This window comes from Piscibacillus salipiscarius (assembly GCF_042685285.1).
Lineage (GTDB): Bacteria > Bacillota > Bacilli > Bacillales > Alkalibacillaceae > Piscibacillus > Piscibacillus salipiscarius.
In genome coordinates this window covers 19,611-45,113 of record NZ_JBHUMZ010000016.1, presented here as the reverse complement: position 1 = coordinate 45,113, position 25,503 = coordinate 19,611, and the positions used below count along the sequence as shown (strand labels likewise).

Annotated in this window: 24 protein-coding genes and 1 other annotated feature; all 24 genes read right to left on the bottom strand. The window is 35.9% G+C overall.

The annotated features are described in order from the left end of the window. Positions 1-52: 52 nt before the first annotated feature. Positions 53-592 carry a bifunctional pyr operon transcriptional regulator/uracil phosphoribosyltransferase PyrR gene (gene pyrR / locus ACFSW4_RS04955; RefSeq protein ID WP_054751580.1) on the bottom strand — a complete coding sequence of 180 codons (540 nt, stop codon included), beginning with the start codon at positions 590-592 and terminating at the stop codon, positions 53-55. Positions 593-762: 170 nt separating this feature from the next. Next, positions 763-1,674, bottom strand: a complete 912-nt coding sequence (locus ACFSW4_RS04950) for an RluA family pseudouridine synthase (protein ID WP_377327831.1) — start codon at positions 1,672-1,674, stop codon at positions 763-765. Further along, positions 1,667-2,140, bottom strand: coding sequence for a signal peptidase II (gene lspA, locus ACFSW4_RS04945; RefSeq protein WP_054751582.1), 474 nt, complete (start codon positions 2,138-2,140; stop codon positions 1,667-1,669). Before lspA ends, ACFSW4_RS04950 begins: the two co-directional genes overlap by 8 nt. Positions 2,141-2,296: 156 nt before the next feature. Next, complete coding sequence (ileS, locus tag ACFSW4_RS04940) at positions 2,297-5,038, bottom strand: isoleucine--tRNA ligase (RefSeq protein ID WP_377327829.1); 2,742 nt, start codon at positions 5,036-5,038, stop codon at positions 2,297-2,299. 96 nt (positions 5,039-5,134) lie between these two features. Further along, positions 5,135-5,348: a binding site (T-box leader), on the bottom strand. A gap of 65 nt (positions 5,349-5,413) precedes the next feature. Then, the gene (locus tag ACFSW4_RS04935; protein WP_054751584.1) at positions 5,414-5,929 is read right to left on the bottom strand and encodes a DivIVA domain-containing protein; all 516 of its coding nucleotides are present in this window, start codon (positions 5,927-5,929) and stop codon (positions 5,414-5,416) included. Positions 5,930-6,010: 81 nt separating this feature from the next. After that, positions 6,011-6,784, bottom strand: a complete 774-nt coding sequence (locus tag ACFSW4_RS04930) for a YlmH family RNA-binding protein (RefSeq protein ID WP_377327827.1) — start codon at positions 6,782-6,784, stop codon at positions 6,011-6,013. A 21-nt stretch (positions 6,785-6,805) separates the two neighbouring features. Then, positions 6,806-7,072 carry a YggT family protein gene (locus ACFSW4_RS04925; RefSeq protein ID WP_377327825.1) on the bottom strand — a complete coding sequence of 89 codons (267 nt, stop codon included), beginning with the start codon at positions 7,070-7,072 and terminating at the stop codon, positions 6,806-6,808. 10 nt (positions 7,073-7,082) lie between these two features. Continuing rightward, entirely contained in the window at positions 7,083-7,514 is a 432-nt protein-coding gene (locus ACFSW4_RS04920) for a cell division protein SepF (RefSeq protein ID WP_377327823.1), read from the bottom strand. Between the two features lie 11 nt (positions 7,515-7,525). Next, a complete protein-coding gene (locus ACFSW4_RS04915) occupies positions 7,526-8,203 on the bottom strand; it encodes a YggS family pyridoxal phosphate-dependent enzyme (protein WP_054751589.1) in 678 nt (225 codons plus the stop codon). A gap of 29 nt (positions 8,204-8,232) precedes the next feature. Beyond that, a complete protein-coding gene (gene pgeF, locus ACFSW4_RS04910; protein ID WP_054751592.1) occupies positions 8,233-9,024 on the bottom strand; it encodes a peptidoglycan editing factor PgeF in 792 nt (263 codons plus the stop codon). A gap of 57 nt (positions 9,025-9,081) precedes the next feature. Beyond that, entirely contained in the window at positions 9,082-9,333 is a 252-nt protein-coding gene (locus ACFSW4_RS04905; protein ID WP_377327821.1) for a YlmC/YmxH family sporulation protein, read from the bottom strand. A 77-nt stretch (positions 9,334-9,410) separates the two neighbouring features. After that, on the bottom strand, positions 9,411-10,193 hold the full coding sequence (gene sigG, locus ACFSW4_RS04900; protein WP_054751594.1) for an RNA polymerase sporulation sigma factor SigG: 783 nt from the start codon (positions 10,191-10,193) through the stop codon (positions 9,411-9,413). A 230-nt stretch (positions 10,194-10,423) separates the two neighbouring features. After that, entirely contained in the window at positions 10,424-11,143 is a 720-nt protein-coding gene (gene sigE / locus ACFSW4_RS04895) for an RNA polymerase sporulation sigma factor SigE (RefSeq protein ID WP_377327819.1), read from the bottom strand. Continuing rightward, entirely contained in the window at positions 11,143-12,057 is a 915-nt protein-coding gene (gene spoIIGA / locus ACFSW4_RS04890; RefSeq protein ID WP_377327817.1) for a sigma-E processing peptidase SpoIIGA, read from the bottom strand. Before spoIIGA ends, sigE begins: the two co-directional genes overlap by 1 nt. 643 nt (positions 12,058-12,700) lie before the next feature. Further along, entirely contained in the window at positions 12,701-13,840 is a 1,140-nt protein-coding gene (gene ftsZ / locus ACFSW4_RS04885) for a cell division protein FtsZ (RefSeq protein WP_377327815.1), read from the bottom strand. Between the two features lie 61 nt (positions 13,841-13,901). Next, a complete protein-coding gene (gene ftsA / locus ACFSW4_RS04880) occupies positions 13,902-15,209 on the bottom strand; it encodes a cell division protein FtsA (protein ID WP_377327813.1) in 1,308 nt (435 codons plus the stop codon). A gap of 105 nt (positions 15,210-15,314) precedes the next feature. Next, positions 15,315-16,106 (bottom strand): cell division protein FtsQ/DivIB, encoded by a 792-nt coding sequence (locus ACFSW4_RS04875; RefSeq protein WP_377327811.1) that lies wholly within the window; start codon positions 16,104-16,106, stop codon positions 15,315-15,317. An 87-nt stretch (positions 16,107-16,193) separates the two neighbouring features. Then, the gene (gene murB, locus ACFSW4_RS04870; RefSeq protein ID WP_377327809.1) at positions 16,194-17,093 is read right to left on the bottom strand and encodes a UDP-N-acetylmuramate dehydrogenase; all 900 of its coding nucleotides are present in this window, start codon (positions 17,091-17,093) and stop codon (positions 16,194-16,196) included. A 43-nt stretch (positions 17,094-17,136) separates the two neighbouring features. Beyond that, complete coding sequence (gene spoVE, locus ACFSW4_RS04865) at positions 17,137-18,243, bottom strand: stage V sporulation protein E (protein ID WP_377327807.1); 1,107 nt, start codon at positions 18,241-18,243, stop codon at positions 17,137-17,139. 53 nt (positions 18,244-18,296) lie between these two features. After that, a complete protein-coding gene (gene murD / locus ACFSW4_RS04860; RefSeq protein WP_377327805.1) occupies positions 18,297-19,646 on the bottom strand; it encodes a UDP-N-acetylmuramoyl-L-alanine--D-glutamate ligase in 1,350 nt (449 codons plus the stop codon). After that, on the bottom strand, positions 19,646-20,635 hold the full coding sequence (mraY, locus tag ACFSW4_RS04855; RefSeq protein ID WP_377327803.1) for a phospho-N-acetylmuramoyl-pentapeptide-transferase: 990 nt from the start codon (positions 20,633-20,635) through the stop codon (positions 19,646-19,648). The genes murD and mraY overlap by 1 nt, the downstream gene beginning before the upstream one ends. A 24-nt stretch (positions 20,636-20,659) precedes the next feature. Then, complete coding sequence (locus tag ACFSW4_RS04850) at positions 20,660-22,003, bottom strand: UDP-N-acetylmuramoyl-tripeptide--D-alanyl-D-alanine ligase (RefSeq protein ID WP_377327801.1); 1,344 nt, start codon at positions 22,001-22,003, stop codon at positions 20,660-20,662. A gap of 6 nt (positions 22,004-22,009) precedes the next feature. After that, positions 22,010-23,479 carry a UDP-N-acetylmuramoyl-L-alanyl-D-glutamate--2,6-diaminopimelate ligase gene (locus ACFSW4_RS04845; protein ID WP_377327799.1) on the bottom strand — a complete coding sequence of 490 codons (1,470 nt, stop codon included), beginning with the start codon at positions 23,477-23,479 and terminating at the stop codon, positions 22,010-22,012. Between the two features lie 79 nt (positions 23,480-23,558). Next, positions 23,559-25,487, bottom strand: coding sequence for a stage V sporulation protein D (locus ACFSW4_RS04840; RefSeq protein ID WP_377327797.1), 1,929 nt, complete (start codon positions 25,485-25,487; stop codon positions 23,559-23,561). Positions 25,488-25,503: the final 16 nt, after the last annotated feature.

Genomic DNA, 25,503 nt, shown 5'->3' with positions numbered 1-25,503 from the left:
CGTTCACAACCTTTTTAGCCTCTCTGGACTACATTTAAAGGTTTGTATTTAATTATTCATAAATGCTTACTTGATCCATTTCATCAGATTCTTCTAATTGAACCTTTATAACTTCTTCTTGAGAAGTTGGGATGTTTTTACCGACATAATCAGCTCGAATCGGGAGCTCACGATGGCCTCGATCGACTAGTACAGCCAACTGGATAATTTTCGGTCTTCCAAGATCCATTATTGCATCCATGGCAGCTCGAACTGTACGTCCAGTGTATAATACATCATCGACTAATATAATCGTTTTACCGATAATATCTTGCGGGATGTTTCGCTGGTTGACGGTTGCTTCATCAACATCGTCTCGATTTGATAAATCGTCTCGATATAACGAAATGTCTAATTCCCCTGTTTCCACTGTTACGTTTTCAATTTGTTCGATGTTCTTTTGAATTCGCTTAGCAAGTGGCAACCCTCTAGTTTTAATCCCAACTAAAATTAAATCATCTGTTCCTTTGTTACGTTCAATAATTTCATGGGATATCCGCTTAATAGCTCTTGCAATCGCTGCTTGGTCTAGAAGTTGTGTTTTTTCCTTCATGACATCCCTCCTCTTCATTATATAAAAAACCTCTTTTGGCACACAAGGTGACAAAAGAGGTTATAGTTACACTAATCCCTACTTAAGTTCCGTCACCTTGATAGCCTCTCTGGACTATGCTTAAAGGTTTTATATTCTAATTGTTTATTTTAACCGATTCTGATTTAAAGTCAATACATTTTCGCAACTTTTTCTAACGTTTCTTGAAAAATATCTGGAGCTTCACAGGTGAAGCTTAATTCTTCCTCTGTTATAGGATGTGTAAATGATAACTTTCTTGCATGTAAAGCCTGACCTTGAACGTCTAACGTTTTACGTCTTCCGTATTTAGGGTCACCGACTAACGGATGATCGATATATTGGAAATGAACTCTAATTTGATGTGTACGGCCTGTTTCTAAATCACAATAAACATGTGAAAAGTTTTCAAAACGACGGGCAACTGAAAAATGTGTAACAGCTGGTTTTCCACTTTCAACAACTGCCATTTTCTGACGATCATCAGGATCTCTTCCGATAGGTGCATCAATCGTTGCTTTGTCATGTTCAATAACACCATGCACGATGGCCTCATAGGAGCGTTTTACTTTTTTATCTTGTAACTGTGACGATAAAATCTCATGAGCTCGATCATGCTTGGCCACGACTAGTAAACCACTTGTATCCTTATCGATTCGATGCACGATTCCCGGTCTATAAACACCATTAATTCCCGAAAGATCTTGACAATGATATAGAAGAGCATGAACTAAAGTTCCTGTACGGTGACCATGAGACGGATGAACAACCATTCCTTTCGCTTTATTAACGACTAAAAGATGTTCATCTTCATAATGAATATCAAGCGGGATATTTTCTGGTTCAATTTCTAGTTCTTGAACTTCAGGCTCTTCCCATACAATTTCGTCATTTAATTGGCATTTGTAATTGCTTTTAACTTTCTCACCGTTAACTAAAACGTAGCCATCTTTAATCCAGGATTGAATTTGACTCCTTGATGCACCCTTGTTTAAATCAGTTAACACCTTATCAATTCGCTTATTTTGGTATGTCTCATTTACAATAACCTTCTGTTTACTCATCTACTTTCTTCCCTTTATTCTTCATTTCATCAATTAACATCATGATAATCACTAAAATAACCCCTACAGTTAGTGCTGAGTCAGCTAAATTAAAGATTGGAAAATCATATCCAAAAATATTTAAATCAATAAAATCAATCACTTCTTGAAGAAAAATACGATCAATAAAGTTACCAATCGCACCACCTAATATAAAGGCAAATCCAATCATTAACCATGGGTAGCTGTTTTTATATAGTTGCATGTAATAAATAAGAATACCTATCACAATGACAGTGACAATATAAAATAACCACATTTGTCCTTCTAAGATTCCCCAAGCCGCTCCGGTATTTCGGTGTGACGTAATCCAGAAAAAACCTGGTATAACTTCGTAAGAATCATATAGATTCATGTTTAATGCAACCATCCACTTTGTTGCTTGATCAAATAAAACAATTAGTAGTGTAATGACATAGTATCTCACGTTGCTACCTCCATAAATTGCTATCCTATTGCATTTTACCACAAAAATGAAAAATTAACGATTGATTATTAATCATCAAGGTTCCTATAAAATTAATTAAAAGGGCCTTAACAGTCAAGTTCATGACTATTAAGACCCTTCTTTTAAACTTATAATTTAACCTACAATGCCTGCACAGCGTTCACATAAATCTGGGTGTTGGACATCTTTTCCAACTGTGTGGGATGACACCCAGCAGCGTTGACATTTTTCTCCGTCGTGTTTTTCAACTGCAACTGACACACGATCATAAGATTTTGCTAAATCGTTACTTTGAGCTAGTTTGACTTCGGAAACGATTAGATACTGATGTAAATATTGCATTGACTCTAACAAATCCATGGTTGACTCGTCTTTTGGCACAATCGTTACTTTAGCTTCTAATGATTTACCGATAATTTTATCCGCACGTGCTTCTTCTAATGCTTTTAGAACATCCTCACGTACTTCCATGAATTGTTCCCATTTTTCTTTAATAGTTGCTTCTTGTTCAACTGCGCGAGGTTCAGGCATATCTGTTAGTTGAACACTATCTTCTTCAACCCCAGGAATGTACTGATAAGCCTCTTCAGTTGTGTGAGATAAGATTGGTGACATTAACTTAGTTAATGAGACGATCATTTCATAGTACACTGTTTGGATGCTGCGACGACGATGATTATCTGCATTTTCGATATATAAAATATCTTTCGCAAAGTCTAGATAGAATGAACTTAAATCTACTGTACAGAAATTGTTAATCGTATGATAGATCGTTGAATATTCATACTCATCATAAGCTTTACGAACTTTACGAATCGTTTCCTGCAGACGAATGAGCATGTAGCGATCCACTTCTTCTAGGTTTGCTTCATCTACTTTGTCTTTCGCAGGTTCAAAATCATGTAAGTTTCCAAGTAAGAAACGGAACGTATTACGAATCTTACGATAAACTTCAGCAACTTGTTTTAAAATGTTATCTGATACTCGTACGTCTCCGGAATAGTCAGTACTGGCTACCCATAAACGAAGAATGTCAGCACCAAGCTGTTTCATGATCTTAGATGGAACCATGACGTTACCAAGTGATTTACTCATCTTACGGCCTTCGCCATCTAGCGTAAAGCCGTGGCTTAAAATTCCTTTATAAGGAGCTTTACCTGTCACAGCAACAGACGTTGTTATAGATGAGTTAAACCAACCACGATATTGGTCAGAACCTTCTAAATAAAGGTCTGCAGGACGGTCTAAATCGTCACGCTCAACTAATACCCCTTGATGGGTAGAACCTGAATCGAACCAAACATCCATAATATCTGTTTCTTTCGTGAACTCACCATTTGGACTTGATGGGTGTGTAAACCCTTCAGGTAATAAATCTTTAGCCTCACGTTCAAACCAAACATTTGAACCGTGTTCATTAAATAAACTGCTTACATGGTCAATGGTTTCTTCAGTAATAATTGGCTCTCCATTTTCACCATAAAATACTGGTATTGGAACCCCCCATACACGTTGACGAGAAATACACCAATCTTCACGGTCTTTAACCATGTTATGCATACGAATTTCACCCCAGTGAGGGTGCCAATTTACATCTTTAACAGCTTGAAGAAGCTGCTCTCTGAAATCTTTAACAGATGCAAACCACTGAGACGTTGCACGGAAAATAGTTGGCTTCTTCGTACGCCAATCATGTGGGTAAGAGTGCGTCATGAATTCAAGTTTTAATAATGCACCTACTTCTTCTAACTTCTGAGTGATTTCCTTATTAGCTTTATCATAGAACTGCCCCTTAAAACCAGGAGCTTCTTCTGTAAATACACCTTTTTCATCTACTGGACATAAAACATCTAAACCGTACTGTTTACCAATCCAAAAGTCATCTTCACCGTGTCCTGGTGCCGTGTGTACACATCCAGTACCTGACTCGGTTGTTACGTGTTCCCCTAAAATAACTAGAGAATCACGATCATAGAATGGGTGTCTAGTAACCACTTTTTCTAAGTCAGAACCTTTTAATGTTTTAACTACTGATGGGTTTTCCCATTCTAGTTTTTGGGTTACTTCTTCTAATAAATCATGAGCAATGACGTATTTAGCATTATCTACTTCGACAACTGCATACTCTAAATCAGGATGTACAGCAATAGCTAAGTTAGCTGGAATGGTCCAAGGAGTTGTTGTCCAGATAACGATCTTCTCATCTCCGTCTAAAACGCCTTTACCTTCTGTTACATCAAAAGCAACATAGATTGAAGGTGAACGCTTATCCTGATATTCAATTTCCGCTTCTGCTAGAGCTGATTCCGATGACGGTGACCAGTAAACAGGTTTTTTCCCTTTATAAATATAACCTCGTTTAGCCATCTCACCAAATACTCGTATTTGTTGGGCTTCAAACTCTGGTTTTAATGTGATATATGGATGATCCCAATCACCACGAACACCTAGTTGCTTAAATTGTTCACGTTGACGGTCAATTTGATCAAGAGCATATTCTTCACATAGCTTCCTAAATTCAGCAACGCTCATCTCTTTACGTTTAATTTTCTTTTTCTTTGTAAGCGCTACTTCAATTGGTAAACCATGAGTGTCCCACCCCGGAACATATGGTGCATGATAGCCAGACATAGATTTATAACGCACAATAAAATCTTTTAAAATTTTGTTAAGTGCATGCCCCATGTGTAGATCACCGTTCGCATACGGAGGGCCATCGTGTAAAACGAACAACGGGCGACCTTTTGTTCGTTCTTGTACCTTTTGATAAATATTTTCTTGATCCCATCGCTCTTGCATTTCGGGCTCGCGTTTTGGTAAATTGCCGCGCATTGGGAATTCTGTTTTTGGCATTAACAGTGTATCCTTATAACTCATACAAATCCTCCTCAAACTTATTAACGTTATTAAAGACGTCCTTTTACAATTCTTCACAAAAATCTTTAAAAATAAAAAAGAGCTTTTTTATCCCAAAATAGGGACGAAAAAGCTCGCGGTACCACCCTCATTGAATAGTTATTTAAACTATTCCACTCGACATTCGTAACGTGAATGAACCGCCCTTTTCTACTTCATTCAAAAAGGGACTCCGGGATGATTTTCATTAAAAGGTCGTTACTAGGCTCGCACCATCCCTAGCTCGCTTAAACGATGAACTCTTAATTACTATTCCCATCTTCGTTTTAGAATTAATTAATATATGCTTATACGATATGAAATTATATGGAAAAATGCGAATTTCGTCAAGAAAAATTATTCAGAAGTAGAATATTCACCAATGTGATGATCATCTTCTTCATTAGTTTCGACTTGGAATAGATCTTCCCAGTCATCATTATCTATTATATCTAATTGCGCTTCAACTAGCATTTTTAATCTCGTACGGAATACTTTAGCTTGCTTTTTTAGCTCTTCGATTTCCATTGCTACCGTTCTAGATTTTGCTAACGCTTCGTTTACAATTCGATCTGCGTTTTTCTCTGCTTCCTTAATAATTAACTTTGCTTCTTTATTCGCGTTGTTCTTTACTTCATCTGCTGTTTCTTGAGCAACTAAAATCGAACGATTTAACGTTTCTTCAATGTTATTAAAGTGACTGTTTTTATCTTCTAATTCTGCCACTCTATCTTCTAGAGACTTCTTATCACGAATTACTTTCTCAAAGTCTTTAATAACTTGATCGAGAAATTCATTTACCTCATCTTCATCATAACCGCGAAAACCTCTAGTAAATTCTTTATTATGAATATCTAATGGCGTTAGTCCCATTATTTTGCCCCCTTTATTGTACTCATACGTCGCTAGATTACTGTTAATATTCGACAATAACTGTATAAATCCTTCATTTTTTTATTTTAATTTCGCAACTCGCATGATATATTTTTGTTTCTTTGTTTCCCCTAATATATCAATTACCTTACTTCTTCCTTTTTTCTTTAACGAAATAAGATCACCAGGTTCTACATTAAATGAAGAATCATTAACAATGCGATAATTGACCTTAACTGCTTCTTTCTTTATAAAATCTTGAGCTTTTTGCCGGCTCATTTGATAAATTTCTTTTAAAACAACATCGAGCCTAGTAGATGAAACAGTTGTATCTTTCTCTTCCCACTCATGTTCAGGCTGCAAAATTTCATCAAATGATATCTCAGACAGATTAATACTTGTGTTTTTTATTTTCGTTAACTGCATTTGAACAAATACGGCTATTTCCTTATCTAAAATTATTTGAAATGTACCATCATCAACAATTAAATCTCCAACCTTTTTTCGTTGAATCCCCAAAGACATCAATGTTCCTAATACGTCCCGGTGACTTAGCGTGACAAATTTTTGATGATAAGATCCTTGTAACACCGTTAATTGATATAATCGATCATTTATATCTTCGTAAAAAGGTGCAAGTATTGCTCGCTTACGCTCTGCCTGATCATATCCACCGAAAAATGAAAGTTTAAGTTCATCATTTTTACCAATGATTGATTCAAAAATAGTTTGCTCTCTCGGGTCTAAAAAGTCTGTCACGACGATTTTGTACTGACGTTCAACTTGCTCTTTCCAGTCTAATGCTTGATCGATAAATGCTTGTTCTTCTGCTCTAAAATGCTGGTATAAATCCATAACTATTCCTTCCTATAACGCTTAGAATAATAAGCTATAGAATAAGACTCTTGCGCCTTCCTTGGCTAACTGCAATACGATTATCGCAACAATTGGTGAAATATCAATCATACCTAATGGTGGAATGATTTTTCTAAATGGCTCTAAAAACGGTTCACAAATTTTGGCTAAAAACTGACCAATTGAAGATTCTCTAGCACCTGGAAACCAAGACATTAAAATATAAGCAATTAATGCAAAGGAATAAATTTCTAGTCCTAATATAATGATATTAGCTAACGTTAACATAACTATTTACCTACTTTCTATTAAATTGTTCATCTTCTTCAAACAATTGACTTATGGTTCCTGATATATTGACGTGTTCAGGTGTGCAAAGAAACGTCTGTTGACCTAACCTTTGAATATTACCGTTTAGTGCATAAACAGTACCACTTAGGAAATCAACGACTCTTCGTCCAGTTTGCGAATCTAAGCGTTGCAGGTTCACAACAATAGATTGACGCTTTTTGAGATAATCTGCTAACTCCTGAGTTTCATCGTAATCTTGAGGCTCACACAGAACCATCTTAGCATCCTGCTGGATTGATGTTAGACTTACAACGTTATCTTTAGATTTCGTTTCGGTTTGTTCAGTGTCCATCTGCTCTGATTGCCTGCGAACAGGTTCATCTACTTCTTCATACTCGTCAAATTCAAAAAAAGATTTTATTTTCTCTTTAAATCCCATGGCTAGCCCCCCTATGTTGTCTCGTTGCCTACTAAACTTGAACCTATTCTAATATGAGTTGCACCTTCTTCAGCCGCAATCTCATAATCATTACTCATTCCCATTGATAAATATGTACATGGTGCATAATCTAAATTTAAAGCCTGCACATGTTCTCGTAGTGCTCTCAATTTTCTAAAACAATTTCTAATGAGCTGCTCATCTTCTGTTAAAGGAGCCATGGTCATGAGTCCTACCACTTTAATATTTTCATACTCTTTTAATTGTTCTACAAATGATTCTACGTTCTCAGGATTTAAACCGTGTTTTGAATCTTCACCACTTGTATTAACTTGTACAAAACATGGCACAGTTCGGTCGCTTCTCTTATTAATTTCTTTTGCTAAAGAGCTGCGGTCTAAAGAATGAATATAATCAACATCCTGAATAATATTCTTAACCTTTCTAGATTGTAACGTGCCGATAAAATGCCAATTCACAGCATCTCCAATTGCCTCGTGTTTTTCGTTAAAACCCTCTACTCGATTCTCACCCAGTTCAGTTACCCCTGCATCAACAGCTTCCTTAGCTGTTTCTACAGTTACATATTTGGTAACTGCAATAACTTGTACGTCTTCTTCTCTATTGACTCGCCGACAAGCTTGTGAAATTCGATTTTTAATATGTTCAAAATTAGATTGAATTGACATATGCCATCCCCTCTTGTACATCTTGTAGTTTATTGTTTATAAAGATAAGCCATCATTCGTCCTGTTTTGCCTTGATCTCTTCTATGAGAGAATAACCATTCTTCATCATTAAATGTACAATAGTTAGTAATATAAACTGAGGATTCATTAACCCCATTGTCGACTAAAAATAAAGTATTTAGTCGTTTTAAGTCTAATAAATAATGTCCTTCTCTGGTTGGCATTAGTACTTCCGAGTGAAATTTTTCCGGAACATGATCGGCAACACGCTGATCCACTTCGTAGTTGTTCTTGGATATACATGGTCCGATAACGACCTCGAGATTCTTGGAATCAATTCCTTTTTCATTAAATAAGTGAACCATTTTAGGTCCAATTTCGCTGACAGTCCCTTTCCATCCAGCATGAGCAATACCGATCCAATGGTCATCTTTTGACTTAAATAATAACGGAACACAGTCAGCATAAAAAGCAGTTAAAACCTGACCCACTTGGTTCGTTATCATACCATCCGCATCAACCTCAGGATGATGATGGTTGTATTGATGTCCCCCAGATTCTTTTGATAAATCCATGATATTATTACTATGTACTTGGTTGACAGCTTTCCAACTACTTAAATCAGTATTAGCTTTCTGACTGAAAATTTCACGATTCTTTAAAACTGCTGTTTCTGAATCATTTACATGAATTCCTAAATTCATTGATTGATATGGTGATTCACTCACGCCACCTTTTCGTGTTGAAAAACCAGCTTGTACTTTTGATTGATTCCAAGGTGTCACTTTTAAAACATCATCAACTAATTGTAATATTTCCATTATTAAACTCCGCTCCTTGTAATACCCCCATTTTATCATAGATTACAACATTTTTCTTCATTCAATTTGTCTATTCGCTTGGGGTAAACGAACTAATATAACATCTTCTCCAATGGTATCAATATTGGACCAACGAATTAACAATTCTTCATCTTGACCAAAGAGCCCGAACATCTTACTACGAGTTGTTACAACAAGTGCTAAGACGACACCTACCGTCACATCTATTTCTAAATCATTGATATAACCAATTTTTTGGCCATTTTCGACATTAATAATATCCTTTGTTTGAAGCTCAGTTAATAACACGAACATCACCCCTTTGTCATACATATATGAGTCTACATAAAAAAATAGCCCCGAAAATCTCGGGACTACGTAAAAATCTAATTTTCTAATACATTTTTATTCATTTCTTTAATGGCTGATTTCTCTAACCTAGACACTTGTGCTTGAGAAATACCGATTTCCTCAGCTACTTCCATTTGAGTTTTCCCTTCAAAAAACCTTTGATTAATGATCAGCTTCTCTCTGTCATTTAACCCTTTTATGCCTTCACGAATTGCTAAATCATTAAGCCAAGAAGAGTCTTTTTGTTTATCATCCCTAAGCTGATCCAGTACGAAAATTGGATCACTCCCATCGTTATAAATCGGTTCAAATAACGATACCGGATCCTGAATGGCATCTAATGCAAATACTACATCTTCCTGAGGCACGTCCATTTCCCGTGCAATTTCTTGAGTCGTTGGCTCTGTAGAAGTTTTACTCATTAACTGTTCTTTCACCTGTAAAGCTTTATAAGCTATATCTCTTAATGACCTTGACACTCGAATTGGGTTATTATCTCTTAAATATCTTCTGATTTCTCCAATGATCATCGGAACTGCATAGGTTGAAAATTTAACATTTTGTCCAAGGTCAAAGTTATCAATGGATTTCATTAGTCCAATGCAACCAACTTGGAACAGGTCATCAACATTTTCTCCTCTGTGGTTAAATCGTTTAATGACGCTAAGTACTAATCTTAAGTTCCCATTTACTAATTCTTCTCTAGCTTCCATTTCTCCTGACTGCATTCTTCTAAATAATTCTCGCATTTCTTCATTCGTTAAGACTGGTAACTTCGATGTATCTACACCGCATATTTCCACTTTATGTCTTGACATGTATGCCCCTCCCGTATGGAGATAATGTTCAGTTTAAAGTGTCTCCATAACGAAAGTTTTTATGCGGCATGTATTATTTTCATAATTTTATATGTGGTTTATACAATTTAGACAAAATACGGCAAATCCAGTCACAATCTATATTGATTAGTCTAAATCAAATAATTTTTTATAAACAAAAAAATCCCGTCTGGATCTTGAACCTTTGTTCAAGACAACGGGAAAGAAAATTAAACCATCTTATTAAACTCTTTTTTCAATCGACGAATAATCTTTTTCTCCAAGCGGGAAATATAAGACTGAGATATGCCCAGCTGTTCAGCTACGTCTTTTTGTGTTTGTTCTTGATGGCCACTTAATCCAAAACGCATCTCCATGATTTGTTTCTCTCTACCGTTCAACTTCGATAAAGCTGATTTTAATAAATTTTTATCAACAGATAAGTCCAAATCCTTCGTAATGATATTTTCATCAGTACCCAGAACATCTGATAATAAAAGCTCATTGCCATCCCAATCCACATTTAAAGGTTCATCAAATGAAATTTCTGTCTTTCGTTTATTATTTCTTCGTAAATACATCAGAATTTCATTCTCAATACATCTCGAAGCGTAAGTTGCTAATTTAATGTTTTTCTCAGGGTTAAAAGTATTAACAGCTTTTATTAATCCTATAGAACCAATACTAATCAAATCTTCAATATGAATGCCCGTATTTTCAAATTTCTTGGCAATGTAAACGACTAACCTTAAGTTATGTTCAATCAGTTTAGACTTCGCCGTATCATCCCCGTTAGCCACACGGTCAAGCATTTCTTTTTCATCTTCTTTTGATAAAGGTGGAGGTAGAGCTTCACTGCCTCCGATATAATAGATTTCATCAGGTTTTCCTTTAAGTTTTAGGATAATTGTTAAGAAGAAAAATTTAATACGATACCATAAACGCTTCATTAGATTACTCCTTTCACATGTTGAACCTTAGTATTTTTCGACTGAAATAGCAGTGGATGAAGTAAACAATTATATGACATGCTGTTAGAAAACTCTCCGAAGTGAATGCCTACATACACTCTTCTTGAAGAATGGATAAATTCTCGAACTCTTATGGAAATTTTTTGCACTTGAAAAACAGGAATATACCCCATATCCCCTCCTGCTTTTTTGAGTGGTATATATTCAAATGGTGTTTCAAAATCAGGCTGATCGAATGGTTTTGTTTTCAATTCATCTACCTTTTGTTTACCAAACCAGTTTTGTGCCGTTAGTTCATCAATCAGCATGATGGGTTTATTCGTAAGTGGGTGCGTTAATTGATTACCTGTATCATAAAAACCTTTTAAATAGTAATTACGATGCTCATCTATATGTACCGCGACATCGTAAATCTGTTCATGTTGCAATTTAATAACGGATAATTTCTGTAATCGATCTTTGGTGAAATATACAAAGATTGGAAAGAAAATTAAAACAAATACCCAACTCACCATATTGCCGTAAGCTACATGACTTAACCAGGGCAAATCAACTTGTTGTGATTGCAAGAAGTAATGTAATGCAAATAAGCCACCCCCTATTGAAAAATTAATAAAGTAAAAACTAAACATATAAATGACAAAGCGTCGAATCGAATCAAAAGGAAACGCTATCAGTATAATGCCAACTGAATAAACCAATTTAACTAATGGCCAATTAAGCCAGTCCAATCCCTGGACAAACGACAAGGGTACTATTAATGAAGCATATAAGCTAGCAAGAAAGATTCGTAATTGTGAAAATGGTTGCCTGACAGCCCATGCAACTACGAGCAAGACTAACCAATCAAATATGAGATTGAGTATCCAAATTAAATCCAGGTAGATTTGCATAGGCTTCTCCTAGTTAAATTAGTCATATTAATTTTGATTTAATCCATTCAATAATCTATTTATTAAAAGTATAAAAAAGAGAGCCGAAAAATCATGTCAATTTTTCGGCTCTTTTATCATCTAATTTTGAAAGCTTTTGTCTAATAAATTTGTTAACTAAATAAAGATATTTCAAGAAACTAAACCGCTGTATAATATCAACTGAAAATAAAGATCATTAATCTGCTAATTAGACGAATTTTACTCCTAATTCTTCTTTTCACGCCTGACTCTTTTAAGATCGTTACCTTCAAATTGATTGACCTTAGAACAACACACCTGAATACATTTCGCTTTCCGCGGGTGGTTCCGAGCCCCTTCGAACTCAACTTTGTTCCGTTCTATGGATCTCGCTAGCCTCGCTTTTCCCGCTGGGAGTCTCGTGTACGTTACCTGCAAGAGTGTAATAATTGACTTAATTTACAGTCCCATGAAATATATAGTAATTGACAGTATCCCAGTAGATACCCAAGCCAAAAAAAGAGAGACACCAAACGTGATAGTTGAAAATCACGTTTGGTGTCTCTGATTATTTTAGAGACTTTTGGATAACCTCTTAATTATTAAAGTTTTTCTATTCTTAGAATTAAGAAGGAGAGAAAACTTATCGATCTCTATTTCTGTTTCTTAAGAATGTTGGAATATCTAACGTATCCTCTTCAAAAGATGGTCTGCGACTAGTTGGCTCCTGTCTTGGAGCTTGTTGTTGTTGCGACTGCCCACCTAATGAAGAATTGCTCTGAACAGGTTTTTGTTGATAAACTGGACCTTGATTATGGTCTTCTTTTTTCGTTTCATCAAAACCAGTTGCAATAACCGTTACAACAATCTCATCTTTAAGATTCTCATTAATTACAGAACCAAAAATAACATTGACTTCTTGGTCCGCAGCTGAGGTCACAATTTCTGCAGCTTCTTGTACTTCAAATAAGCTTAAGTTAGCTCCACCAGAAATGTTCATAAGAACGCCATGAGCTCCATCGATTGATGTTTCTAGTAGTGGAGAAGAAATTGCCTTTTTCGCTGCTTCGGTTGCGCGGTTCTCACCAGTGGCAATACCGATACCCATTAATGCGGAACCTTTATCTTCCATGATTGTTTTGACGTCTGCAAAGTCTACGTTAATTAGACCTGGTACTGCGATTAAGTCAGAAATACCTTGTACACCCTGACGTAATACATTATCCGCCTCGCGGAATGCTTCTAACATTGGCGTGTTTTTATCAACAATTTCAAGTAGACGATCATTTGGAATGACAATTAATGTATCAACGCTTGCTTTAAGTGAATCAACACCTGTAGTCGCCTGTGTAGAACGTTTACGACCTTCAAATAGGAATGGACGAGTAACGACTCCAACTGTTAATGCACCTAATTCCTTAGAAATTTGAGCTATAACTGGGGCAGCTCCTGTTCCTGTTCCACCACCCATACCAGCAGTTACGAATACCATGTCTGCACCCGCTAATGCTTCTTCAATTAATTCTTTACTTTCTTCAGCTGCTTTTTTACCCACTTCAGGATTAGCTCCGGCACCCAAGCCTCTAGTTAACTTTTCACCAATTTGAAGCTTCGTATCAGCTTTTGATAGATTAAGAGCTTGAGCATCAGTGTTTACAGCGATAAATTCAACACCTTGAACACCATGTTCAATCATACGGTTGACAGCGTTGCTTCCGCCACCACCGCAACCGATTACTTTTATTTTTGCTAATTGGTCAACATTTGATTCGAAATCCAACATCTTTTGTTCCTCCTATTGTTTCAAAATTACAGATCAGTGACTTATGAAGGAATCACTCATTTTAATCAAAAAAGTAGTTTTGTAGTTTTTTCACGAGACTATCTTTGTTTTCCTTAGTTTTGTTTTTACTTCTCACTTTTTCAGGGTCATTCTTTTCAATTTTTTCAACTTTTGGCTTAGAAGGTTTAGATGATTCATTTCCTTCTATTTTAACTCCTGAAACATAATCTTTACCTTGTATTTTCGCATTACGATAGGCAAATTGCAAGGTACCTAAACCAACAGTGAAGTGTGGTTCACGTACACCGATATGACTTGGCACTGAAATTCTGACGTTTGTTTGGAAAATATCCTTAGCAAGTAGGTCAGCACCTGGCAAGCTCATGACGCCACCTGTAAGCACATAACCACCTGGAAGATCACGATAACCCATTCTTCTAAATTCTTGAGTTATAAAATGAAATATTTCACCTAGTCTTGCTTCTATAATTTCTGTGATTTGTACTTGACTAAAAGTTTGTTGTTCATTGCTACCAATTGTTGTCACATTAAATGTGTTGTCTTCTAGAGCATCTTTTAAATAAGCATGACCATATTCTTGTTTAATAATTTCTGCTTCTTCTGTTGTTGTTTTTAACCCAATAGATAAATCTTTAGTGATGTTATCCCCACCTAATGGCATGACAGAAGTTTGGGCTAAATTACCATCAGAGAATACAGAAACTGTCGTGCTTCCCGCTCCAATGTTAACTAATCCTACACCCAAACTCTTCTCATCTTTAGATAGAGCAACTTCACCAGAAGCTAAAGGTTGCAAGCAAATATCCTGAACTTCTAGGCCTGCTCTTTCAACACACTTTAATATATTATGTAAATTGGTTCTGCCACAAGTGATTAAAGTCCCTTGCATTTCAAGTCGAACTCCAATCATTCCTCTTGGGTCAGTAATTTCATCTTGTCCATCTACAATAAATTGTTTCGGATAAACATCCACTATTTCCCTCTCAGGTGGAATGGACATAACTTGTGATGCTTCTATAACACGTTCAATGTCTTCATCAGAAATTTCACGTGTTTCACTAGAGACTGCCACGACTCCATGACACTCTTGTAAATCAATATGACTTCCATTAATACTAACAATCACTCGCTGGATTTCCATATCCACCATACGTTCTGCTTGATCTACTGCATTTTGTATAGAATGAACGGTTTGATCAATATCTACAATGGCACCTTTTTTCATTCCTTTAGATTCAGCGATTCCAACTCCAATAACATTCATCGTATCTTTAGAAACTTCTCCGATAATTACTTTGACTTTGGAAGTACCGATATCTAGACTGACTAAAATTTCACTACGATTCAACATTCGCACCTCCGACTAAGGCTCATAACAAGTTCAATTCCTTAATTGTTTTAATTCCATACTTTTTGCGTAATACCTTCTAGATTCTTCAAAAAAATTACAAGTTTACTCTTGTTCACGTTCAGAAGTGTCTAACTCAACTTCATCACTTGATTCGTAAGGTTCAAAATAAGCTCCTACATCTATGTACAATACCCCTTCTAACTCTGGTGAAACTTGTGAAGAAATAGATGGATAAAGGTTCATTTTTTCTTCAAAGTTATGAATTGAAGCAACTACTTCAAATCCATCTGTTGTATATAATCTAATACGATCCTCATTTGTATCTGAAGGGTCTGAGTAGATTTCAGAGATTAATTGAACAACTGCAGAATCTAATTCCGCTAATTGCTTTGTTAAACGGCTTAACCGATCATCCTCGGAAAAGCCGTGGAGAACAGGAGCGTCTCCTTTAGGAATTTTTAATTCTGTGTCTTTTAAGACTTTTCCGTTCTCTAAAATTGGTTTAAATAGATTATTAGATTTAACATATCCTACTCTTTCAAATTCATTGATGATGATTGTGACTTGATTATACCAATTACGCTCCACTTTGACGTCACTAATTTCTTGGTGTGATTCAATATCATGAACAATCTGACTCTGGTCAATTGACCAGAACGATTGATCCATAGACAAGCCACTTATGCTAATGATTTCTTCATCTGAAATCACTCGATTTTCTTGAACGTCAATAGTTTTAATGTGACTAAGAGGTGATTGTAAATAAACAATAACTAGGATTAAAAGCAGAATCAACGTTAAATAAGTAAAGAACCGCCGATTTGCTTTGCGTTTTCTTAGTTGTTTTAATTGAGGAATCCGTTCTTCGATCGAAACGACTTTTTTTTCTGCCATTCAAAAAGCTTCCCCTTAATAAAATAGATTCTATTACTACATTATAGCATAATATAGCGATATTAATATAAGGTAATTTTGCTTAATTTAAAGAATTTCGACTTCTGTCACCATATCAATGTCATAATTTTCCTTAACTTGTGTTTTAATATGCTGAATGAGCTCCATCACATCCTTGTAAGAAGCGTCATCTTCATTAACAATAAAATTACCATGCATCTCTGAAATTTTTGCGCCTCCAATTTGAAAGCCTTTAAGTCCTAAATCTTCGACTAGCTTCCCTGCATGGTTTGGTAAAGGGTTTCTAAAAATACTACCTGCGCAAGGGTAATCCCATGGCTGAGTTTCTCTTCTGTAATCCTTATGTTTTTTTAATTCGGCTAATATATCCTCTTTATGGCCTTTCTCAAGCTGAAAAATAGCTTCTATACAGAAGCCTTTACGCTCATCTTGAAGTACAGATTTTCGATAATTAAATTTCATTTCTTCATTTGATAGCCATTCTGTCGTGCCATCTTCAAATAAAATATGAGCTTTAACAAGAACCTTTGAAATATCTGAACCATGAGCTCCTGCGTTCATATACACAGCACCGCCGACACTACCAGGAATTCCGCCAGCAAATTCAAAGCCGCTTAATTCATCACGACTAATAATTGCGGCAAGTCTAACGAGTGGGTAGCCTCCACCTACTTTTATTTGGTCTCCGTCTACTTCTAGATGATCTAATCCCTTACCAAATTGAATAACTGCACCGCGAATACCTTCATCTGGGATCAATAGATTAGACCCACGTCCAATGACACTAATTGGAATATTATTCTCTTTAAGTATTTTTAAAGCGTCTTTTAAACCATCAATAGATTTGGGCTGGATGAACAAATCTGCCGGTCCGCCAATCTTAATGGTTGTATGTTTTTTTAAAGGTTCATCTAAAGAAACTTTCCCTACTTCTTTTTCATTTAATTTATCTACAATATGTTGCATAGCACGACCATCCTTTAAATATCTTCTACTTACTTGGCTTTCCCTACTTTATTGTCGCATAACGGCTTATATTTAACAATATGCCGATTGAGACCAATGTTAAGGTTAAAGAAGACCCACCATAACTAAGCAGTGGTAGGGTAATTCCTGTAACAGGTATTAGACCAATAACAACACTGATGTTGATCATGACTTGAACCATAATCATAGAGGTAATCCCGAATGCTATTAGTGAAGCAGATAAATCTTGAGAATGAATGGCTATTAATATACCACGCCACACGACAACAAAGAATAAAAACAAAATAAATGCTCCACCAATCAAGCCAAGCTCTTCTGCAATAACAGCAAAAATAAAATCAGTTTGAGGCTCTGGTAAATAAAAATACTTCTGCATACTATTCCCGAATCCCAATCCCATTAAACCACCTGGGCCTATTGCGTAAAGCGATTGTATAATCTGGAAACCATCTCCCAGTGGATCTTCCCAAGGATTTAAGAATGCTTCAATTCTATTAATTCGATAAGGGGCGGATATAATTAAACCTGCAAGGGCAACTAAACCTATGACAGCTAAATTAACAAAGTGGCTTATTTTAGCGCCAGATATAAAAAGTAAAAGCATACCTGTAAGTACTAGCACTAATCCTGTCCCTAAATCAGGTTGTAGCATAATTAATCCAAATGGAAAAACAATCAGACCTAACATAGGGAAGAAACCTTTAAAAAGAAAAGGGAGATCATGTTGTTTTTTAGGAAGTATTTTAGCGAATAGTAATATTAAACCTAGCTTCATGAATTCACTTGGCTGAATACTAAATGCTCCAACGCCAATCCAACTATTCGCTCCCCCTCGAACTAATCCTACGCCTGGAATAAATAAAGCGATTAGCAATAGGATGCAAGCTATATAAATCGTAATAGCCATATTGACAAATTTAAAATACGGGATTTTGATCATAACCCATATTCCGATTAGACCAATTAAAGCAAATAATAATTGTCGCTTTAAATAAAAAAAGGAATCACCCATTTTATAATCGGACCATACTGATGATGAACTATAAACCATTAGTACACCAATAAGCAATAGAATTAACACAGCTGTTAACAAAACGTAATCAATATGAGATTCAACTTTTTTATTCACGAAAAAACACCCCTACTCCTTTAATGAAGTCGGGGCTATTGGTAGACAAGCCCCTAATAAAGCTTATGCACCAATTGAATAAACATGTCTCCACGTTCTTCAAACGATTTAAACTGATCCCAGCTAGCGCACGCTGGAGAAAATAAAATAATATCTCCACGTTCACTAATCTCATAAGCTTTATTAGTAGCTTTCTGTAAATTGTCTACTTTGTATATTGAATGAAAGTCTTGTCTTATGGCTGCTTCACACATTTTATCAGCAGATTGACCATAAGCAATACAACCTTTCACATTTTTAAAAGACTGGATGAGCTCATCAAACTCAACGCCTCGGTCTAAACCACCTGCAATTAGTACAATTGGTTGATTAAACGCATTGATGGCCTTAAGTGTAGCCTGTATGTTCGTCGCTTTTGAATCATTAAATATTTGCCGGTCATTGATTGTATCTACATATTGTAATCGGTGTTTAACACCTGTAAATGTTTTTAAAACAGATTTGATTTTTTGATTTGAAATGGCAAATCGCTTAGCTATAGCTATACCAACTAACACATTTTCTAAATTATGGTCGCCTGGTAATGCTATATCCTCCCGTTTTACAATTGGATCTTGCCGCTCATAAATTGTACCTTCAGAAACATATAGTCCATGTTGATTAAGACCTGAAACTGAAAATGGAGTTAATTGTGCTTCTGATTGTTTAATACCATCCTTAATGATATCGTCATCAGCGTTATAAATGAGCACATCATCTTGACTTTGATGCTTCGTTATATTTAATTTAGAACTAACGTAATCATCCATTGTTTTGTGATAATCCAAATGAGCTTCAGTAATATTGATCAACACACCAATATCAGGCTTAAAGTCTTCGATTGCTTTAAGCTGAAATGAAGATAGCTCCATTACAACGGGCTGCTTATCTTTTTGTTGTCTTGCAACATTGGTTGCTACTTTCCCAATGTTTCCTGCAATTAATGGATCTAAACCACCAGCTTTTAACAGCTCATAAGTTAATGTAGTCGTAGTCGTTTTACCATTTGAACCAGTAATGGCTATGATTGGCCCATCGATTAAGTAATAAGATAGCTCAATTTCTGTTATTACCGGTATATTTCTTCTAATCGCTTCTTCAACAATCACATGATCGTATGGAATGCCAGGATTTTTTATAACTAAATCAATACCATCTAACACCTCAAAAGGATGACTACCAGTAATGACTTCGACACCTTCAGAGTTGAATTTTTGTGCGATTTCATTATCTTCTAGTTTTGTAAGATCATTTATTCTAAAAGGTACTTGGCTATCCAGTAACAATTGCGCGGCTGCTTCTCCGCTTTTAGCCAGCCCAAGTACTAATACTTTTTGATAAGGAAAATTCGATAATATTTTCACTACATCCACACCTCAATAAATAAGCCTAGGCCTGCGCAAATAAAACCCACGAACCAAAATGTTACAACAACACGCCATTCAGACCATCCTGTTAGTTCAAAGTGATGGTGCAATGGGGTCATTTTAAAGATTCTTTTCCCACCAGTTAATTTGAAATAAGTCACTTGTAACATTACAGATATTGTTTCAATGACAAATACACCACCGATGATTACTAAAAGTAGCTCTAACTTCATTAGTATAGCAACGGTTGCAAGAATTGCCCCAATTGATAAGGAACCTGTATCTCCCATAAACACTTTTGCTGGGTGGCTATTAAACACCAAGAAACCTAGTAAAGCACCTACAACAGAAAGTGAAAAAATAGTGATTTCAGGTTCAACGTGCTGGTAAGTACCAATAATTGCAAATGTTGCAAAAGCGATAGATGCTGTACCAGCAACTAAGCCATCTAAACCATCTGTTAAGTTAACAGCGTTAGATGCACCAACTAACATGACTAGTAAAAAGACACTATAAAACCAGCCAAATTCCATGGAAAAGTCAGTACCTGGAATGCTTACAGCAGTATTGTAGCCATGGTTATGCAATACAATATACACAACAACTGCGATAAAGATTTGAAACAGCATTTTCTGTTTAGATGTCAAACCTAAATTGCGCTTTTTAATAATTTTTATAAAATCATCTAAAAATCCTATTAATCCGTAACCGATTAAAACAAATAGTAAAATAAAAAATTCACTTGAGAGCTCAGTTCCTTCATATCTCCAAATCATAAATAAAGATGTGAAGATAATCGATACAATAATCAGCACACCACCCATAGTTGGAGTGCCTGATTTAGATTGGTGTGATTCAGGTCCCTCTTCCCTAATACTTTGTCCGAACTTTAATCGCTTTAAGAAAGGGATTAAAACTGGAGATATAAGTACAGAGAATAGAAACGCAATACCAATAGTGATGAGTAATACAGATTGTGGTAACATGGTCTTCCCTTCCCTTCTAATTCACTAAACTAGCTGATTAACAACCTCTTCTAATTTAATTCCTCTTGACGCTTTAAACAATACAATGGTGTTTTCATCTAGCTCTTGTTTTAAATCATCAATTAATTCTTCTTGATTTATGAAGTGCTTTGATTTCCCCGCAAAGTTATCTGTTAATCCATCAAGAATATATTTGCTTTCTTCACCATACGTTAAAACCTCGTCAATAGACGAATCAATTGATTGACCAACCCTTTTATGATCTTCTTTAGAGAAATCACCTAATTCTAAGATGTCTCCCAAAACCACAATTTTTTTATTATAATTCATGTTTTTAAGAACATCAATAGAGGCAATCATCGAGGTTGCGGATGCATTATAAGCATCATTAATGATTGTAGAACCATTCAATGCATCCATCTTCTCAAATCGCATGGAAGGTAATTCAAGCTGGTTAAGCTGCTGTTTAATGCTAGATACATCGATTTTTAACTCCTTACATAATGCATATGCAAATGAGGCGTTCTTTGCCTGGTGTTTTCCAAGTAAAGGAATTGTTAATGCTTCACTGTTGATGCTAAAAGATGTTTGGTCATTGTGCTGATTAATATCATCAATCACATAGTCAAGGTCTTTTGAAAATCCGCAAGTAATCTCTTTAAAAGGTCTTGGTTCAATTGTTTTTAATAATGGCTCATCACCGTCATAGATAAAGACACTGTTTTCTTTAAAACCACAAGTGATTTCAGACTTCGCTTTCGCAATGCCTTCTCTACTTCCCAAATGCTCAATATGGGATTCACCAATATTAGTTATAATACCAAAATCTGGTTCAACGATTTTAGATAATAATTCAATTTCTCCAAATCCACTCATTCCCATTTCAGCTACGAGAACATCACAGTTTCGATCCATACTTAAAACAGTCAAAGGAAGACCAATATGATTATTTAAGTTACCTATGGTCTTCCACACGTTATATTTCGCAGCTAAACAGCTCGCGACAATTTCTTTAGTTGTTGTTTTACCGTTAGAACCCGTAATCCCGACTACAATTGGATTAACGAGATGACGATAATGATTGGCTAATGTTTGAAGCGCTTCAATCGTATCGTCCACATAAAAAACTGGGAAGCCCTCTGGAATCTGTGTAAGTTCAGTTCGACTTGATAAAATCGCTACGGCACCATTTTCAATCGCTTGTGAAATAAACTCATGAGAATCAAATCGTTCACCAACAATTGGGATAAATAACCCTTGCTGAACTTTTTCACGGCTATCTCTAAATATCGTATAAATCTCTTTATTTTCATAATCAGTATGGTTTGGAAATATAGATGCTAGAAAGTTTAAATCAAATTTCTCCATATACCTTTAAGACTCCTTCTGCCGTTCTTCTATAAATTGTTTTGCAACTTCACGGTCATCAAAATGTCGCTTTTCACCATTAACTTCTTGATAAGTCTCATGCCCTTTTCCTGCGATAAGTATAATGTCACCTTTTTGTGCTGACCAAATGGCTTCTTTAATAGCTTCTTGACGATCAATAATGACTTTAAATTCATCGCCTTTCAAATGGCCAGTCATATCTTTAAGAATATTTTTAGGATCCTCAGTTCTTGGGTTGTCTGAGGTAAATAAAGATAGCTGACTATATTTTATAGCCGCATCTGCCATCTTCGGTCTCTTAGAACGATCACGATCTCCACCGCATCCTACCACTGTAATAATCCTGTTCTCTTTAATTTCATTTAATGTTTGTAATACATTTTCTAACGAATCTGGAGTATGAGCATAATCCACTATGACAGTAAAGTTCTGGCCGATTTCTACTTTCTCTAAACGCCCAGGAACTCCTCCAATCTTTCTTAGAGCAGTTTGAATTTGTTCTTTCGGTATTTGGTAGTGATAAGCAACGGAAACAGCTGCCAATATGTTATACACATTAAATTTCCCGGTTAGTTTAGACTCAACATGAATTGCCTCTTTAGGCGTCTCTATTACAAAAGTAGAAGCATCTGCCTGTAAATCAAGATTAGTAGCCTTTATAAAAGCATCATCTGCTAGACCATAAGGTATATATGGAAAAGCTGATGCATTGGACATGACTTCAGAGTAATGATCGTCCGCATTAATTACAGCAATTTTATTATCAGTGTAATCATTACCAAGTTGAGAGAATAATAATGATTTTGCATAAGCATAATCATTCATATTTAAGTGGTAATCTAAATGATCTTGAGTTAGGTTTGTAAACACAACCGTGTCAAATTGAACACCATGAACACGTCCTTGGTGTAAGGCATGTGAAGAGGCTTCCATAATAACTGTATCGACATTCTCTTCATTCATCAGATTGAGATGTTTATGAAGGAACAAACTATCAGGGGTTGTGTTATTTAAAGGATAAGTCTGGTTACCTATTTTCATATCAATCGTACCAATAATGGCTGTTTTATGACCAAATTCTTTAAAAATGTCATCTAAAAGATACGTGGTAGTTGTTTTCCCGTTTGTTCCAGTAATACCTATAATGTTTAATCTCTGACTAGGACTTCCGTAAAATTGATCTGCTAATATAGCAAGTGCTTTAGTAGTACTTGGAACATAAATAACTGGTAAATTAGTTTCAACATAATTTTCTGCAACAATAGCACATGCTCCATTAGCTTCTGCATCTGCTATAAAATGGTGCCCATCTACCTGGGCACCTTTAATACAAACAAATAAAGTGTTATCTCTAACTTTTCTCGAATCTTGTTCTATGTTAGATATTGTTAAATGATTTAGTTCGTCTTCAGTTTTATAGATGTTTAATTTGTCTATTAGTCCTGTTAATTGCATAGGATCTCCTACCTTTAGAAATATAAATTACAACAATATTATAGCAGACTTAAGCTTGGATAAGAATGAAAGAATTGAATTAATCAGATTCTCCTAGAAATACTCTAATGGTAGAACCTGAATCTACTTTTACACCAGGTTCAGGTGATTGCGAGATAACCGTATCACCTTCTCCATGCACATCTAACCTTAAATCATATAATGCACTTCGAATATCTTTGACTTTTTCCCCAACTAGACCTGGAACTTTAACCTTTGGTGCATCTGGCCATTGATATTCTTTTTCAAGTCCACCATCTCGTTTTTCAATGCCTTTAACGTTTAATATATCTCCTAATACTTTACCCCCAATTGGACTTGATACAACACCACCGAATTGAACCGTGTTTTTAGGATTATCAACAGCGATATAGACTAAATACTGTGGATCATCCGCTGGTGCAAATCCAATAAATGATACAATATGGTTGTTTTCTAGATAACGACCATTAGGCCCAACCTTTTGAGCTGTCCCTGTCTTACCGCCTACCCGATAGCCATCTAAGTATGCACCCCGACCTGTCCCTTTGGCAACGACTGTCTCTAACGCTCTACGAACCTCTTTAGATGTTTCTTCACTAATAATTTGTTCTTTAAGTGTAGGTTCTCTAGTTTCAGTTTCTTCCCCTGTTACAGGATCAACTAAACCTTTGACCACATAAGGTTCGTATAAATAACCGCCGTTAATGGCAGCAGCAACAGCAGTAATTTGCTGAATCGGTGTTACGGATACGCCTTGACCGAAAGCTGAAGTAGCAAGCTCAACAGGGCCAATTTGCTCTTCTTTGAATAGAATACCCTTACTTTCACCCTGTAAATCAATTCCTGTTTTTTGCCCAAACCCAAACTCTCGAATGTAGGTGAACAATCTTTCTTCGCCTAGCATCTGACCTAAGTTAACAAATCCGGGGTTGCATGAATTTTTAACGACTTCTAAATATGTTTGACTTCCATGCCCCCCACTATGCCAGCAGCGAATGCGTGCACCAGCTACTTTAACATGCCCTGAATCATAGTAGGTATCTTTATCTAAATCGATTAAGTTCTCTTCTAATGCAGATGCTAGAGTAACAATTTTAAACGTCGAACCTGGTTCATACGTACTAAAAACAGGTAAGTTTCGGTTGTATATCTCTGGTGATACAGATTGATAATTAGCGGGATGAAAATTAGGGCGACTCGACATAGCCAATATTTCAGCATTATTTGGGTCCATTACAATTGCTAGGGCACCATCTGGATTATATTTAGCTTCAGCTATATCTAATTCTCGTTCAACAATGGCTTGAATTTCAGCATCTATCGTCAGTGAAAGATGCTGCCCATCTTCAGGAGGGCTATAACGATTAGATAATTGATTTAGCCGTCTTCCTTTTGCATCTGAGAAGAATGATAGAGCCCCATTGTCTCCGCTTAATTGTTCATTATAGCTAGCTTCTAACCCCATTAAGCCCTGATTATCAATCCCGGTAAATCCTAATACATGTGCTAGCTGTTCGTCATATGGGTATGACCGTTTTGAATCCTGTGCTAAATAAACACCTGGTTCATTTAGCATTCTAATTTCGTTAGCTTGTTCATCAGTTAATTTTCTTCCTTCAGGATGAATGATTTCTACTGATGCGACCTTTGTTAAGTGTTTCAAAGCTTTTTCTTTTGAAATCGAAATGATTTCAGATAGTTTTTTAGCAACCTCTTCTGGATTCTCAATTTGCCTTGGAACGACAACTAAGGTAGGCGCTAGCTGGTTGTCCACTAACACTTCACCATTACGATCAAGTATTTTACCACGTTCTGCATATAGCGGGATATCTCTGCTCCATAGTTCTTCAGCTTTTTCTAAAATGTCTGCACTAGATACTAACTGAACATATGCAAGCCTTCCTACCATAATCAAAAAGTATACAGCAATCAATAAAAAAACAGTGATCAAACGTTTTTTCACAGTAATAGCAGCAATTCGTCTCAAGATAGCATTCTCCTTT

Bases quoted from the DNA above. Each gene is read 5' to 3' on its own strand.
- sigE (WP_377327819.1), bottom strand. From the start codon at position 11,143: ATGAAGCGTTTATGGTATCGTATTAAATTTTTCTTCTTAACAATTATC.
- ACFSW4_RS04930 (WP_377327827.1), bottom strand. From the start codon at position 6,784: ATGGATTTATACCAGCATTTTAGAGCAGAAGAACAAGCATTTATCGAT.
- murB (WP_377327809.1), bottom strand. From the start codon at position 17,093: ATGCAACATATTGTAGATAAATTAAATGAAAAAGAAGTAGGGAAAGTT.
- ileS (WP_377327829.1), bottom strand. From the start codon at position 5,038: ATGAGTTATAAGGATACACTGTTAATGCCAAAAACAGAATTCCCAATG.
- pyrR (WP_054751580.1), bottom strand. From the start codon at position 592: ATGAAGGAAAAAACACAACTTCTAGACCAAGCAGCGATTGCAAGAGCT.
- spoIIGA (WP_377327817.1), bottom strand. From the start codon at position 12,057: ATGCAAATCTACCTGGATTTAATTTGGATACTCAATCTCATATTTGAT.
- ACFSW4_RS04875 (WP_377327811.1), bottom strand. From the start codon at position 16,106: ATGGCAGAAAAAAAAGTCGTTTCGATCGAAGAACGGATTCCTCAATTA.
- ACFSW4_RS04920 (WP_377327823.1), bottom strand. From the start codon at position 7,514: ATGGGATTTAAAGAGAAAATAAAATCTTTTTTTGAATTTGACGAGTAT.
- ACFSW4_RS04915 (WP_054751589.1), bottom strand. From the start codon at position 8,203: ATGTCAATTCAATCTAATTTTGAACATATTAAAAATCGAATTTCACAA.
- ACFSW4_RS04925 (WP_377327825.1), bottom strand. From the start codon at position 7,072: ATGTTAACGTTAGCTAATATCATTATATTAGGACTAGAAATTTATTCC.
- ACFSW4_RS04950 (WP_377327831.1), bottom strand. From the start codon at position 1,674: ATGAGTAAACAGAAGGTTATTGTAAATGAGACATACCAAAATAAGCGA.
- ACFSW4_RS04935 (WP_054751584.1), bottom strand. From the start codon at position 5,929: ATGGGACTAACGCCATTAGATATTCATAATAAAGAATTTACTAGAGGT.
- ACFSW4_RS04850 (WP_377327801.1), bottom strand. From the start codon at position 22,003: ATGGAGAAATTTGATTTAAACTTTCTAGCATCTATATTTCCAAACCAT.
- pgeF (WP_054751592.1), bottom strand. From the start codon at position 9,024: ATGGAAATATTACAATTAGTTGATGATGTTTTAAAAGTGACACCTTGG.
- sigG (WP_054751594.1), bottom strand. From the start codon at position 10,193: ATGTCAAGACATAAAGTGGAAATATGCGGTGTAGATACATCGAAGTTA.
- ACFSW4_RS04845 (WP_377327799.1), bottom strand. From the start codon at position 23,479: ATGCAATTAACAGGACTAATAGACAAATTAAACATCTATAAAACTGAA.
- ftsZ (WP_377327815.1), bottom strand. From the start codon at position 13,840: ATGTTGGATTTCGAATCAAATGTTGACCAATTAGCAAAAATAAAAGTA.
- mraY (WP_377327803.1), bottom strand. From the start codon at position 20,635: ATGTTACCACAATCTGTATTACTCATCACTATTGGTATTGCGTTTCTA.